The organism is Flavobacterium sp. LM4, assembly GCF_002017935.1.
Classification (GTDB): Bacteria; Bacteroidota; Bacteroidia; order Flavobacteriales; family Flavobacteriaceae; genus Flavobacterium; species Flavobacterium chungangense.
In genome coordinates this window covers 120,185-133,345 of sequence record NZ_MUFW01000005.1, presented here as the reverse complement: position 1 = coordinate 133,345, position 13,161 = coordinate 120,185, and the positions used below count along the sequence as shown (strand labels likewise).

Sequence of the window (13,161 nt, the reverse complement as noted above, 5' to 3'; positions counted from 1 at the left end):
GCGCAAAAATAAGGGTTTGTAAACTTTTATAAATTTAATTTTTAAAATATTTTATCAAATTCTATATTTTACATCTTTTAATTAGCTTTAAAAGCTAACTTTGTTCTGTCAAATACTTCGATAGCCCCATTTATAATCTAAGTTATTGTTACTTTTATGAAGCTGTATCATAATCTTTCGAAAATTAATTTTTTTAAAAAAAGTTATGCATTCAAATTTCTGTTTGTTGCTTTTATAGGTATTCATATTCCTTTAATCGGGATTTTGTTTTTTGTTCTTTATTTTAACACTTCGATTTCACCCACATCTGTTTTAGTATTTTCCTTAATCATGACTTTGCTGGCAACAGCTATTACACTCTTGGTTTTAAATCAATTGATCAAACCAATTGCCATAGCTTCAAAAGCATTAGACGATTATAGAAACGAAAGAAAATTATCTGTTTTGCCAACAGAATATAATGATGAAGCTGGTTTGTTAATGAGTAATATTCAGGAATCTATTTTCGAATCTGAAAATTTTATTAATGAAAAGCAGGATTTAATTTATATGCTCTCGCACGATTTGAAAAATTTTGCAGGAAATCCTCAGGGTCTGGCAAAGCTTATTTTAGATGAAAAGCCATCTGATTCTATTAAGGATTTGGCTAATTTAATCTGCGAATCAACGGATCTGCAGTTTCGTTATATTGAAAATTTTATTAAATTATTGAAAGAGCAGGATCAGGTTGTAAAAATAAATCAGGAAACCAGAATAATTATATTTCCAAATATATTGGCTTTTATCAACGAGCAAGTGGATCAGCGCCTTATTGATAAAAATATAAGCCTTAATGTAAGTATCGAAAAAGAAGAAGCAAAACTTAAAATAGATGAAGGATTGTTAATACAGGTTTTAGTTAACTTAATTAGTAACGCGGTTAAGTTCTCTTATTTTGACAGTGAAATTAAACTTAGGATTTTTACTGAAAATGATAGTCTGATTATAACAGTTTCTGATACAGGTATTGGTTTCAATGACCTTCAAATAGATGAATTGTTTAAAAAATTCACTAAAATGGGCCGATTAGGAACAGCTAATGAATCTTCAACCGGAATTGGTTTGTATTTGTGTAAAAAAATCATCGAAAGAAGTAAAGGCCAATTAACAGCTTCAAGTGAAGGAAAAAATAAAGGCGCAGAATTTAAAATTGTATTTGAAAGCTGTTAACTATTTTCTTTTGATTAATTCATAATTTATGATGGTGAAACAATAGAAACATAGGTCTGCAGAAATTTTTCCAAAAATAATCCCGAAAAAGTAATTCCCACAAAGTATTGGCATCCAATACATACAAAAGGGACGAATTATCAAAAAATCTAAAATTGCTGGGTAACCAAACTCTAAAATTAAGTTTTTTAGGAGATTAAGAATTTCCGAAAAAGAAGTTTTTTTGCCTAAAAGTGTGTTCTGCTTTGCTAGTTTTTTATATGAAGAAAACAGAATCACACTATAAAAAGCCAGGTATTCTGCAGCCGTAATCAAATAAGCTGTAGTTAACCCATTGTAAATTTTACTAAAAAGCGACGTAGTAAGAGCAGCACTTGTACTTGCTAATTCTGCATATTTATATCGATTGAACCATTCTTTAAAATTTGATTTTTGTAACATTTTTAGGAAGTTTCCGGAAAATAAGGTTGTAAGGTACTACGTTTTTTTAAATTTAAAAATCAAATTACATAATACCTTAGAATTTTGTAAAGTTTACTTATTTGGATTGAATAAACAAATTTAGGTTTCCCTTCTGCACATTCTATTCCCGAAGGCGGCAGCATGAGGTCGCAGGTCCCAATTATGTTCCATTTTTCATTATAGGCAGCCTGAGCTTTTAGGTACTCGTTTACTTTTGCAAGGAATTTAGTCTTATCTATTTTTTTAGAATATATTATATGAGCATTTACCCCGCTACAAGCACTTGTGTTAATTCTTGTAAAATCTCACTCTTCAGGATTTGTGCAGGCTTGAGAAGTAGACAATGAAAGAGCAACAATCTCGTTGTGCATTACTTCTAATTTTTGAGAATCTTCATTTTGTGATTCTTCGTCATTGCTACAGGAGACAGTTATAAAGCAGATGATAAATGCAATAAAACTTAATTTTTTCATGGTTAATGAGTTTAGGTTAATTTTATTGATAAGATAGGTTGATTACTAAAGGGTTGCGCAATCATACAGAAGTTTCTAAGATTTTGCTTTCAAAATCTTAGAAACTTCTGTATCCCAATGTCACTGTGTCTTAAAAAATGAATTACCAGAGATGATGCACAGAAGGTTTTATATATTCTTCGTAAATTTTATTCATTGCTTCAATTTTTTCTGAGGATAATTTAGGTAAATTATAAACAGATAGATTAGATAATACATGACTTTCTTTTGAAGCACCCGGAATAATACAACTGATGTCTTTAAAACTTAAAATCCATTGCAAAGCATATGGAGCCAAACTTGTAGTTTCCGGAAATAATGCTTTTAATTCCTCAACGGCTTTAAGACCTAATTCATAATCAATTCCCGAGAAAGTTTCTCCTTTATCAAATGCATCTCCATTTCTGTTGAAGTTTCTGTGGTCTTGTGGATCAAAGGTTGTTTTTGCATCGAATTTACCTGTTAAAAGTCCGCTTGCCAAAGGAACTCTGGCAATGATACCGATATCTTTTTTTCTGGCTTCAGAAAAGAACAGTTGTGAAGGACGCTGACGAAACAAATTGAAAATAATCTGAACTGTCGTAACATTCGAATATTCTATTGCTTTTAAGGCTTCTTCGACTTTTTCAACGCTAACGCCAAGGTTTAAAATTTTGCCCTGTTCTTTCAGACGATCAAACAGTTCAAAAATCTCAGGTCTGTAAAAAACTTCAGTGGGAGGACAGTGCAGTTGAATTAAATCAAGTGCTTCAAGTCCCAATCTTTTTAAGCTATCTTCAACGTATTTTTGAAGTACTTTGGGCTGGTATCCTTCATTAACATGCGGATTAATATGGCGTCCACATTTTGTAGCTACATAAATTCGTTCAGATCTCGAACGAACAACTCTTCCAACAGCGGTTTCGCTTAAACCATTTTCATAAACATCTGCTGTGTCAATAAAGTTAACACCATTATCAATTGCTGTATTTAAAAGTTCGTCTGCAGTTTTGTTGTCAAAAGCAGATCCCCATTTTCCTCCAACCTGCCAGGTGCCAAGTGAGATTTCGGATATATTAAAATTGGTTTTGCCTAATTTACGGTAGTTCATTTTTTTTCTTTTAAGGTTCTAAGTTGCTAAGGTTCTGAGGTGCTAAGATTTTTCAAGCTAAGTAAAAAAAACTTAGAATCTTAGGAACTCAGAACCTTAGGGTCTTTATTTTTTAATCAAATAAATCAGAAGATAAATAACGATCACCACGATCGCAGATAATGGCTACAATAACGCCAGTTTCTAACTGTTCTGCTATTTTCAGGGCTACTGCTACAGAGCCTCCACTGCTCATTCCGGCAAAAATACCTTCTTCAAGTGCTAATCTTTTCGTCATTTCTCTCGCTTCTTCTTCACTTACATCCACAACGGTATCTACTTTTGAAGCATCAAAAATTTTCGGTAAATATTCCTGTGGCCATTTACGGATTCCGGGAATCTGAGATCCGTCGCTAGGCTGAGCACCTATGATCTGAATATTTGAATTTTTTTCTTTAAGATAAGATGATGTGCCGATAATAGTTCCGGTTGTTCCCATGGCCGATACAAAATGGGTTACAGTTCCTTCGGTGTCTTCCCATATTTCAGGACCGGTGGTTTTATAATGTGCTTTCCAGTTGTCATCATTCGCAAACTGATTTAGCATTACGTAACCGCCTTCGGCTACTTTTTTGTCAGCGTAATCACGTGAACCTATAATTCCTTCACTTGCAGGTGTTAAAATTACTGTTGCGCCATAAGCACGCATCGTTTGTGTGCGCTCTTTTGTAGAATCTTCAGGTAAAACCAATTCTATTTCTACCTGAAACAATTGCGCAATCATTGCCAGTGCAATTCCTGTATTCCCACTTGTTGCTTCAATTAACTTGTCGCCTTTTTTGATATCTCCTCTTTCTAAAGCTGATGCAATCATGTTATAAGCGGCCCTGTCTTTTACACTTCCGCCCGGATTGTTGCCTTCGAGTTTTAATAAAAGTTTTACATTTTTATTTTTGACCAGATTAACAGTTTCCATTAGCGGAGTATTGCCAATCAGGTTGATTAATTTCTGTGGTTTCATTCTATTTTTTTTCTTTTATTTTAACTTCGGTTGTAGTGGTATTGAGGACAATGGAATCTGCCGGTATTGATTTGGTAACCCATGCATTTCCTCCTACAATACTATTTTTTCCAATAATAGTTTCACCCCCTAAAATAGTTGCATTAGCATAAATACAGACATTTTTCTCAACAGTTGGATGACGTTTGGCATTTTTCATGTCTTTACTCACGCTAAGGGCACCTAAAGTAACTCCCTGGTAAATTTTTACATGTTTTTCAATTACGGTCGTTTCTCCAATAACAATTCCGGTAGCGTGATCAATAAAAAATGGAGAAGCAATATCTGCACCTGCATGAATGTCTGTTCCGGTAATTCGGTGTGCATATTCGCTCATCAATCTTGAGAATAGTAACAAATCAAGTTTGTATAATTCATGGCTCAACCTGTAAATTGCAATAGCATAAAAGCCAGGATATCCTAAATAAACTTCGTCGATACTGTTTGAAGCCGGATCATTTTCTAAAATATATTCGGCATCCTGATTCAGTTTTTCTAATACATGTGGTAGTTTTTCCAGAAAAAGATCCCACATCGATCCGCATAATTTTTCCGGTTTTTTACAGGCTAAAACAGCAATCTCTTTAAAGCGAAACTCGAGTTCATCAATACTCTGATCTAAGGCTGCATTTGAATCAAAAAGGGTGTAAAAAAGTTTTTCGGTAAAATCTTCCGTTTTAGTTTTAATGCCGTAATTTATATTTGAATGGCTTTTTAAAGCTTTGATGTTTTCTATGATAAGATCTTTTGACACAATTTTAAAATTGAATGGATAATTTGAAAAGTTAAAAGTAAGGTGTTTTTTGTAAATAAAAGCACGAATTCTGTAAAGAAATTTTCTATTGAGAATTCTATTTGTGATAAATAAAAGAAATTTTGAGCACCATAATTTATTGAATTCTTAAGAAGTTAAATGCGTAAATTAGCGAGTAAATATATTAAATATGAAAAACAAGCCCACTTTTAAGAGTGCTATTTCTAACCTGTCTTTTCCTGTAAATGAAAAAGTATCAGGAAAATCAATTCACAATCCTATTTTAGGACTTATTGTCAAAGATCATCCTTCGTTTTGCGATAGTGATTTTATTTCCTTTGAAGAATTAAATGCCTATAGACAGCAATATATTTCTAGCTATTTATCTGCTGAAATAGGAGCTCTTTCTAATCTTGAAGAGAGTGTTATTTCGTCTTTAAAAGAGGATAAATCAATTGTGAGTATTGTTGAAGATGAAGATGAGACTAGAAACTTTGGTCAAAAAATAGCAGATAAAGTAGCTGATTTTGGCGGAAGCTGGACTTTCATAATTTCATTTTTACTCTTTATTGTCATCTGGATTGCCTCTAATGTTTATATTTTAGCTAACAAAGGTTTTGACCCGTATCCATTTATTTTACTGAACCTGATTTTGTCTTGTATTGCGGCTTTACAGGCTCCGGTAATTATGATGAGTCAGAATCGTCAGGAAGAAAAAGATCGTACCCGCGCTAAAAAAGATTATATGATTAACCTCAAATCTGAATTAGAAATTAGAATGATTCATGATAAGATTGATCATCTGATTATGCATCAGCAACAGGAACTGATTGAAATACAAAAAGTACAAATCGAAATGATGAATGATATTTTAGATCAAATTAAAAAGTAATTAACTTTCTGTAAATCATAAATAAAAATGTCTATAATAATAACCGCCAATCATGAAAATGCCATTCACGATTGCGGAACCCCAAAGTAATTTATTGTAATTTTTAGCTTTGTTGAAAAAATGAAGAGTTACGATCGCTAAAAAAACAAGTGTCGTATAAATTGCGGGATACATTTTAAAAGCAGCTAAAAACTCACCCTGACAAAGTAAGAACAGGGATCGTTGAAATCCGCAACCTAAACACTCCACTCCGAAAAGTGTTTTGCTAAAGCAAGGCAGCATATATTTTTCTAAATCCACAGTTTTATTTTTTACAATTTTACAAAAATAGCATATATGACTGAATTGAATAGAGCTGCTATTTTAAAGTTTCTTACTTTTGAAGTCTTATATTAAAAATATGAAAACTTTTAAAATTTTAATAATGATTCTTGCAATTTCAATCGCATTGTACGAACAGGTTTCAGAAGAAAAAAATATTTACATAACAGTAATTGCAATTGTAGTTTTTATGTTTGGCATGATGCAGTTAAGCGCAAAAACACCAAGTAAAAATCAAGAAAAAGAAGAAGATGCTGACTAAAGGAGATAAGGTTTCTGTTTTGGACGAAGCCATTAACGGAACAGTAGTTTCGGTTAAAAATAATGAGGTTTTAATCGAAAGCGAAGATGGTTTTATGATGACATTTTTTGTCAATGAATTAATTAAAATTCAGGATTCAAGTAATTTAATGAATTCTATAAAAAGAATTGATGTAGATTCTGTTGCAAAACAAAAAGAAGAACCAAAACCAAGGAGTTTTGTGAAAGAAAAGAAAGATAAGCGTGAAATTTCGGCTCCGGAATTTGATTTGCATATCGAAAAATTAGTTCCTAATAAACGCGGAATGTCAAATTATGATATTTTAACCCTGCAGACTGAAACTGCAAAAAGGCATATTGAATTTGCGATTAAAAACCGCATCCCTAAGATTGTTTTTATCCATGGAGTTGGCGAAGGAATCCTAAAAGCCGAACTTGATTTTTTATTAGGAAGGTATGACGGTATAGATTTTCAGGATGCTAATTATCAAAAATACGGCTTAGGCGCAACCGAAGTTTATTTTAGGCAAAATAAATAAGCAAACATTTTAGAAGTCAATATCTTATTCATATCTAAAAAAAATATCCTTTTTTAATCTTACTTTTTAAAAAGTATAATTAAAAAAGGATATTGAATTTATAAGAAAATAAACTTTTTAGAATTTTAATTAGATTGTGTCTGTAATTCTCCCAGCAGAAAGCTTGTTCCTAATTGAAAGCTTACATTTCCATTATCTAAAATTACATTTTTTAGTACTATAACATGTTTAAAAACTGTTGGTCCAACTGTTGTAGTAGTCACTTCAATGCTACCGCTCAGCCCAGTCCAGGTTTGGGTAATAACAGGAGTCGCAGGTATTGGTGTTTGACAGAAATAATCTGTAGTAAGGAGTCCATTGCTGTAAACATTGTATATTACCCTATTTTGTGTAGCGCTGATTAATCCTGTTCTTGGACTGCCGGAAGGTGTAGCTTGATTTGGAATCAGTGCAGGATCAATATTATTTATTGCTATAGATGTTCCTTCACTAAAATTGTATACTACCGTTCCATTTGTAGTAGAAGTACACAAGTGGGCTTTTTCATCGCTAAATGTTAAATTTAAATCATCTTCACCTGTAACAATATTGCCAAAAGCCAATTCAGGTATTATCTGGTCTGTTCCTGAAGAATTAGGATAACTAACATTTGTAAAAGAGATGTTATGCGTATATCCTGTTATTCTTGTGCCTCCTGTGTCAGTAGGAGTGTAATTTGGAAAAGTGTTTATTATAACTGTCCCGCCTTTTGCAAACCACTCATTAGTCACGTTTGGAGTAGCTGGTCTGATGGCATCACAAATGCTGGATTTGGTTACAGTTCCGTCATATCTTCTGTAAACTAATTTGTAATTACCTGTAGTGGAAAGGCTTAAAGTTTGTTCGCCTTTTGTATTTTTAAGTTGGTCTTCGGGTATTTGTAATAATAAACTCTCCTGGCTTTTTAATTTATAGAGTAGTTCATAATTATCTGAACAATGTTGGATATCTGTTATATCATCAAAATCAAATTGTTCAACAGTTAAATCACCATCATCGCATCCGTTTAGTAAAAGGGCGAATAAAAGCAGGCTTGCATATTTTTTCATTGTATTTTTATTTGCTTCAAAAATAGTGAAAATTTTTGCAAATGATCTTTAGACAATTGATATTTCATAACTTTGTCACAATGAAAAAAGTATACTTAGATAACGCTTCTACAACAGCCATTAGACCTGAAGTTGTTCAGGAAATGATTAAAATTATGAGTGATGATTTTGGAAATCCGTCATCTACCCATAGTTTTGGCAGAAATGCAAAAACCATTATTGAACTTTCCAGAAAAAATATTGCCAAATATTTGAATTGTTCTGCCCAGGAAATAATTTTTACTTCAGGTGGTACCGAAGCGAATAACTGGATTCTTCGTTCGGCTGTAGAAGACCTGAAAGTGAATCGGATTATTACTTCTAAAATTGAACATCATGCGGTTTTATATACTGTTTTAGCTTTACAGTCAGATTATAATGTTCAGGTTGATTATGTAAATATTAACCCAGACGGCACTATCGATTTAACCAATCTTTCAAATTTACTGGCTCAGGAAAAAAAGACAATTGTAAGTTTGATGCATGTAAATAATGAAACCGGAACTATTTTAGATTTGGAAAGGGTTGGTGTTATCTGTAAACAATATAATGCTCTGTTTCATTCGGACACCGTACAATCTGTTGGGAAAACCGAAATTGATCTGCAAAAAACTGCTGTTGATTTTATTGTAGCCAGCGCTCATAAATTTCATGGGCCAAAAGGAGCTGGTTTTGCTTATGTACGAAAAAATTCAGGTTTGCAGCCTTTGCTTTTTGGTGGAGAACAGGAAAAAGGATTGCGTGCCGGAACCGAAGCAGTACATCAAATTGCAGGAATGGCTAAAGCTTTGACAATTTCATATGAAAATCTGGATCAGGAAAGAAAATACATTTCTGATTTGAAAATGTATTTGATAAATCAGCTGGAAATTCATTTTCCAGATTTTAGGATAGTGGGCAATAAAGAAGATTTTTATAATATTATTAATATTGTTTTGCCTTTTTCGCCAGATAAAACGGCAATGTTGCTGTTTAGTTTAGATATGAAGGGAATAGCTGTTTCAAGAGGAAGTGCCTGTCAGTCCGGAAGTATAAAGCCTTCACATGTTTTAAAAGAAATGCTTTCGGAGACTGATTTAAAATTACCTAATCTCCGAATTTCATTTAGCCATTATAACACCATAGAAGATGTTGATCTGTTGATATCCAGTTTGAAAACTGTTTAGCGGATTAAAACGACAAAGCTTTAAAGTCAATAAAAACTATTTACGGATCACTTTTACCTGTGAATCATTTGTTAATTTGATTATTGTTGAAGGTTTTCCGGCAACTCTGTCATGATATAAATTCACTACATAATCAACGCCTTTTATAATTTCAGGATTAATGTCTTTAAAAGCAATTGGTGTTGGCTGACCTGAAATATTTGCAGATGTGGAAACTAATGGTTTTTTCATTCTCTCCAATAATTTGAAACAAAAAGGTTCCTTTACCAGCCTAATTCCTAGTGAATTGTCTTTGGCGATGATATTAGGAGCCACATTTCTGGGTTCATCTAAAATTAAAGTTGTTGGTTTTTCTGATAAATCAAGAATTTGCCAGGCTACCTCAGGAATATTTTTAAAAACATTATACATCATTTTTTCGCCATTCATCAACACAATCATGCTTTGTGTTTCAGCACGCTGTTTCAGTTTGTATATTTTGGCAACTGCTTCCGGGTTTGTAGCATCGCAACCAATTCCCCAAACTGTATCGGTAGGATAAAGAATAATACCGCCTTCTTTGATTATTTCGAAAGCTTTATGTATTTCTTCATTAAGATTTTCCATTTTATATATTTAGAATTGAACTTATGATTCGCATGCAAAGAAACGAATAAAAAAAATCAAATTTCAGATGATTTTACTATTGGCAAGGCATTAAAATGTTAAAATAACGTGTAATTAAAAAGAATTCTGAGGTCTTATTGTCTCATTTTTAGATCATTTATAATTACAGTAATACTTTTAGGTTTATTGTTCTATTGTATTATATTTGCAAAAAATAGGGCTTATTTTCTTGTTTAAAGACTGTTAAAATTTAACAAAATAAAGAAGTAGGTTTTTACTGCCAATAAGCAAAGGTCGAATTTTTATAATAAACAAATTGCATTATAATAACTATTGTGGGGAATAATAAATTTAATGATTTTAGTTTAAAGATAAAATGAGGTTAATACAGGTTACTGTTTCAAAAGGCTGGCGAGGGCACGAACAAAAAATCATATATTTATATGAAGCATTTAAAGAGTATGGGTATGTTAAGGAGCAATGGATTATTTGTCCTGAAGACTCTCAAACCTTTAAAGTTGCAACTCAAAAAGGAATGAATGTTATTCCATTAAACAGTAAGTCAGAATATGATTTAAAGTATGCAAAACAGTTTTCAAGAATTGCAAAAGAGTTAAATGCAGATTTAGTTTTTATACACAATAGTCAGGCACATACATTAATGGTGTTTTCATCATTAATCTTTGGATTAAAATTGCCTTTGGTTTTATGCAGAACTTTAATAAAACGTGTTGATACTAATTTTTTTAGAAAATGGAAATATAACTATAGTGGGATTAAAAAAATTATATGCGTTTCTTACCCGGTAGTTAATATTTTAAAATATGCAGTTAAGGATCATAGTAAATTATGTGTAGTTGGAAGTGTAACAGATCTGAAAAAATTTAAGAAAACTCAAAAAACAGGATTTCTACACAAACAATATGCTATTCCGTCAAATTATAAGATTATTGGTAATATTGCAGCTTTTTCAGGCTTTAAAGACCATGTGACATGGGTGAATACTGTTGCTGAATTGGTGAAAAGAGGTATTAAAGCAAAATATATTTTAGTCGGAGAAGGTCCGTTAGAAACACAAATAAAGAATCAAATTTCGGATTTAGGTTTAGAAAATGAAATTATTATGACAGGTTTCAGAAATGATATTCCTGAAATTTTGCCAGAGTTTGATTTGTTTTTATTTACCTCAAATAATGAGCCTACAGGAGGTGTTCTTTTAGAATCGTATGCTTGTAAAATACCTATTGTTGCCGCAAATGCAGGAGGAATTCCAGAAGTTGTTATTGATAATGAAACTGGTTTGCTGGCAGAAGTTGGAAATCCAATATCTTTTGCAGATAAAGTAGAACAAATGTTAAGTGATGAAAACTTACAGCAAAAATGTAGAGTAAATGGAAGGAATTATTTAATTGAAAACTTTACAAAAGAAGTTATTGCAAAAAAAATGATTAATGAACTCAATGAAGTTCTACAAAAAAATAAAAGGATTGAAATTGAAATTAAACGACTTTATACTCAGAAAATATAATCAGACGAGACATACTTTATTAAAGAGATATTCTGATGACGATGCAGAAATAACAAGAGCAAAATATTTTTGTAAAAATAAAAAAGTACTGAATTTAGAAACTCCTAAGGAGTTTATGGAAAAAATTCAATGGCTGAAATTGTATTATTATAAAGAAGAGTATAGTCAATATGTTGATAAATATGCGGTACGCTCTTTTGTTGAAGCAAAAATAGGAAAAGAATATCTAAATGAAATAATTGGAATATTCGAAGCAGTAGAAGAAATTGATTTTGAGAATTTACCGCAACAATATGCTATAAGAGGAACTCACGGTTCAGGATATAATGTCATCGTGAAAAATGCTTCCTTAATCAATAGCAGTGATGTAAAAATTAAAATCGGATCTTTTCTAAAAAGTAATTATTATACTAAATACAGAGAGACAATTTATAAAGGGATAAAACCCAGGATTTTAATTGAAAAATATATTTCAAATTGTGAGAATGAATTAATTGATTATAAATTTTACTGCTTTCATGGTCAGCCAAAATATATTCTGGTAAAAAAGACTGAAAATGGCAAGGAAAAGAAATGTTTTTATGATTTGAATTGGAAAAAGATCATTTCTAATGATGATGTTGATGGGCTAAAATCGGAAGTAGAGAAACCGGCTAATTTTAGCGAAATGCTAAAAATTGCCGGCATCTTATCTGATCAGTTTATTTTTGTTAGAGTAGATTTGTATTCTATAGATGATAAAATTCTGTTTGGTGAACTTACTTTTTTCCCAACAGGAGGTCATAAAAGGTTTACAATAGATTATTTAAATATCGAAATGGGAAATTTGATTAACTTGCCGGTTTAAACTCTCGCGAGAAAAATATTTTTATGTATCCTTTCATTCTGTTAATAGGGGGGATTCTAAAGCCCATTCGCTTTTTTATTACATTTATGCAGGGAGTACATTTACCGCAAGCCTTATTTTTTCTAGGTTTATGACAAAACCAGGTTAAGTACATTATGTTTTCCCATTTGTTTTTTTTTGCGATAACCAGCATGTCTCGTTTTGAAAGAGTGGAAACAGGAAAAGAAAAATATTTAAATATAGTACCTACCTTATTATATTTATCCTGGTCTTTTGTGTTTGTATCGGCTTTTATATAATTTGTCATTAAAAAATTAGTAAGTGAATCGTCCCTTAGGTTTTTATCATTACTTATTTCTACATTATTTAAATTGTGATTGTGACAAAATTGTGCCAGCCAACTGTATTGGCTTCCTAATTTTACAAATGAATTTATGTAATTAGAACTTTCTACTATTTCTTTATTGAGAGTAAGGTCTTCTTCAACATACCAAACAGGCAGTATTCGTTCATAAGCTTCAGGATGTAATTCTTTTATCTTTTCCTGAATTTTTTTAATTCCTTCCAACTCAACCTTTAATGATCTTCGGGTTTTATCAATTATATATATGGGTTGTACATTTTCTTTTTCGATTAAAATTATTTGAAGAAGTCTAAAAGTAGAATCCCATCCACTGGTCCAGAGTAAATTATGTGTAGACATTTTTAATAGTAATGTTAATTGTATGAATAAAATTTTAAGTTGTAAATGTAATATTTACAATCTGAAATAAAAATTATTAAAAATAGTGATTTGAATGTTATTTGT

At 31.6% G+C, this 13,161-nt stretch carries 16 protein-coding genes; 7 read left to right on the top strand and 9 right to left on the bottom strand.

Annotated elements, in window-relative coordinates; genetic code table 11:
* Positions 1-156 precede the first annotated feature (156 nt).
* Complete coding sequence (locus BXU10_RS21950; protein WP_078229613.1) at positions 157-1,209, top strand: sensor histidine kinase KdpD; 1,053 nt, start codon at positions 157-159, stop codon at positions 1,207-1,209.
* Here BXU10_RS21950 and BXU10_RS21945 read toward each other — a convergent pair whose 3' ends face one another.
* The 5 genes from BXU10_RS21945 to epsC all read right to left on the bottom strand — a co-directional run bounded on the left by BXU10_RS21945 (position 1,210) and on the right by epsC (position 5,066).
* Positions 1,210-1,650 (bottom strand): hypothetical protein, encoded by a 441-nt coding sequence (locus tag BXU10_RS21945; RefSeq protein ID WP_078229612.1) that lies wholly within the window; start codon positions 1,648-1,650, stop codon positions 1,210-1,212.
* A 326-nt stretch (positions 1,651-1,976) separates the two neighbouring features.
* Complete coding sequence (locus BXU10_RS25090) at positions 1,977-2,144, bottom strand: hypothetical protein (RefSeq protein WP_189328118.1); 168 nt, start codon at positions 2,142-2,144, stop codon at positions 1,977-1,979.
* Positions 2,145-2,286: 142 nt separating this feature from the next.
* Positions 2,287-3,273 carry an aldo/keto reductase gene (locus tag BXU10_RS21940; RefSeq protein ID WP_078229611.1) on the bottom strand — a complete coding sequence of 329 codons (987 nt, stop codon included), beginning with the start codon at positions 3,271-3,273 and terminating at the stop codon, positions 2,287-2,289.
* A gap of 112 nt (positions 3,274-3,385) precedes the next feature.
* Positions 3,386-4,273, bottom strand: coding sequence for a cysteine synthase CysM (gene cysM, locus BXU10_RS21935; protein ID WP_078229610.1), 888 nt, complete (start codon positions 4,271-4,273; stop codon positions 3,386-3,388).
* A 1-nt stretch (position 4,274) separates the two neighbouring features.
* Positions 4,275-5,066 carry a serine O-acetyltransferase EpsC gene (gene epsC, locus BXU10_RS21930; protein ID WP_031454849.1) on the bottom strand — a complete coding sequence of 264 codons (792 nt, stop codon included), beginning with the start codon at positions 5,064-5,066 and terminating at the stop codon, positions 4,275-4,277.
* 190 nt (positions 5,067-5,256) lie between these two features.
* On the opposite strand from epsC, the gene BXU10_RS21925 reads away from it, so the two are divergent.
* Entirely contained in the window at positions 5,257-5,958 is a 702-nt protein-coding gene (locus BXU10_RS21925; protein WP_078229609.1) for a DUF1003 domain-containing protein, read from the top strand.
* Between the two features lie 15 nt (positions 5,959-5,973).
* Here BXU10_RS21925 and BXU10_RS21920 read toward each other — a convergent pair whose 3' ends face one another.
* Positions 5,974-6,240, bottom strand: a complete 267-nt coding sequence (locus BXU10_RS21920; RefSeq protein ID WP_223255540.1) for a DUF2752 domain-containing protein — start codon at positions 6,238-6,240, stop codon at positions 5,974-5,976.
* Between the two features lie 118 nt (positions 6,241-6,358).
* Between BXU10_RS21920 and BXU10_RS21915 the strand changes: the two genes are divergently transcribed.
* Both BXU10_RS21915 and BXU10_RS21910 read left to right on the top strand, forming a co-directional pair.
* Positions 6,359-6,541 (top strand): hypothetical protein, encoded by a 183-nt coding sequence (locus tag BXU10_RS21915; RefSeq protein ID WP_078229607.1) that lies wholly within the window; start codon positions 6,359-6,361, stop codon positions 6,539-6,541.
* Entirely contained in the window at positions 6,531-7,079 is a 549-nt protein-coding gene (locus tag BXU10_RS21910) for a Smr/MutS family protein (protein ID WP_078229606.1), read from the top strand. Before BXU10_RS21915 ends, BXU10_RS21910 begins: the two co-directional genes overlap by 11 nt.
* Before the next feature lie 125 nt (positions 7,080-7,204).
* Here BXU10_RS21910 and BXU10_RS21905 read toward each other — a convergent pair whose 3' ends face one another.
* A complete protein-coding gene (locus BXU10_RS21905; RefSeq protein ID WP_078229605.1) occupies positions 7,205-8,167 on the bottom strand; it encodes a hypothetical protein in 963 nt (320 codons plus the stop codon).
* Between the two features lie 80 nt (positions 8,168-8,247).
* On the opposite strand from BXU10_RS21905, the gene BXU10_RS21900 reads away from it, so the two are divergent.
* Positions 8,248-9,372: a cysteine desulfurase family protein gene (locus tag BXU10_RS21900; RefSeq protein ID WP_078229604.1), complete on the top strand. Its 1,125-nt coding sequence runs from the start codon at positions 8,248-8,250 to the stop codon at positions 9,370-9,372.
* Positions 9,373-9,408: 36 nt separating this feature from the next.
* Here the strand turns inward: BXU10_RS21900 and BXU10_RS21895 are convergent, their stop codons facing one another.
* Positions 9,409-9,978 carry an L-threonylcarbamoyladenylate synthase gene (locus tag BXU10_RS21895; protein WP_031454842.1) on the bottom strand — a complete coding sequence of 190 codons (570 nt, stop codon included), beginning with the start codon at positions 9,976-9,978 and terminating at the stop codon, positions 9,409-9,411.
* A 376-nt stretch (positions 9,979-10,354) separates the two neighbouring features.
* Here BXU10_RS21895 and BXU10_RS21890 point away from each other — a divergent pair, with 376 nt between their 5' ends.
* Positions 10,355-11,506, top strand: a complete 1,152-nt coding sequence (locus tag BXU10_RS21890; RefSeq protein ID WP_078229603.1) for a glycosyltransferase family 4 protein — start codon at positions 10,355-10,357, stop codon at positions 11,504-11,506.
* Positions 11,472-12,353, top strand: coding sequence for an ATP-grasp fold amidoligase family protein (locus BXU10_RS21885; protein WP_189328117.1), 882 nt, complete (start codon positions 11,472-11,474; stop codon positions 12,351-12,353). Before BXU10_RS21890 ends, BXU10_RS21885 begins: the two co-directional genes overlap by 35 nt.
* On the opposite strand, the gene BXU10_RS21880 is transcribed toward BXU10_RS21885, so the two are convergent.
* The gene (locus tag BXU10_RS21880; protein ID WP_078229601.1) at positions 12,337-13,056 is read right to left on the bottom strand and encodes a hypothetical protein; all 720 of its coding nucleotides are present in this window, start codon (positions 13,054-13,056) and stop codon (positions 12,337-12,339) included. The two genes, BXU10_RS21885 and BXU10_RS21880, sit on opposite strands and share 17 nt — an antisense overlap.
* Positions 13,057-13,161 lie beyond the last annotated feature (105 nt).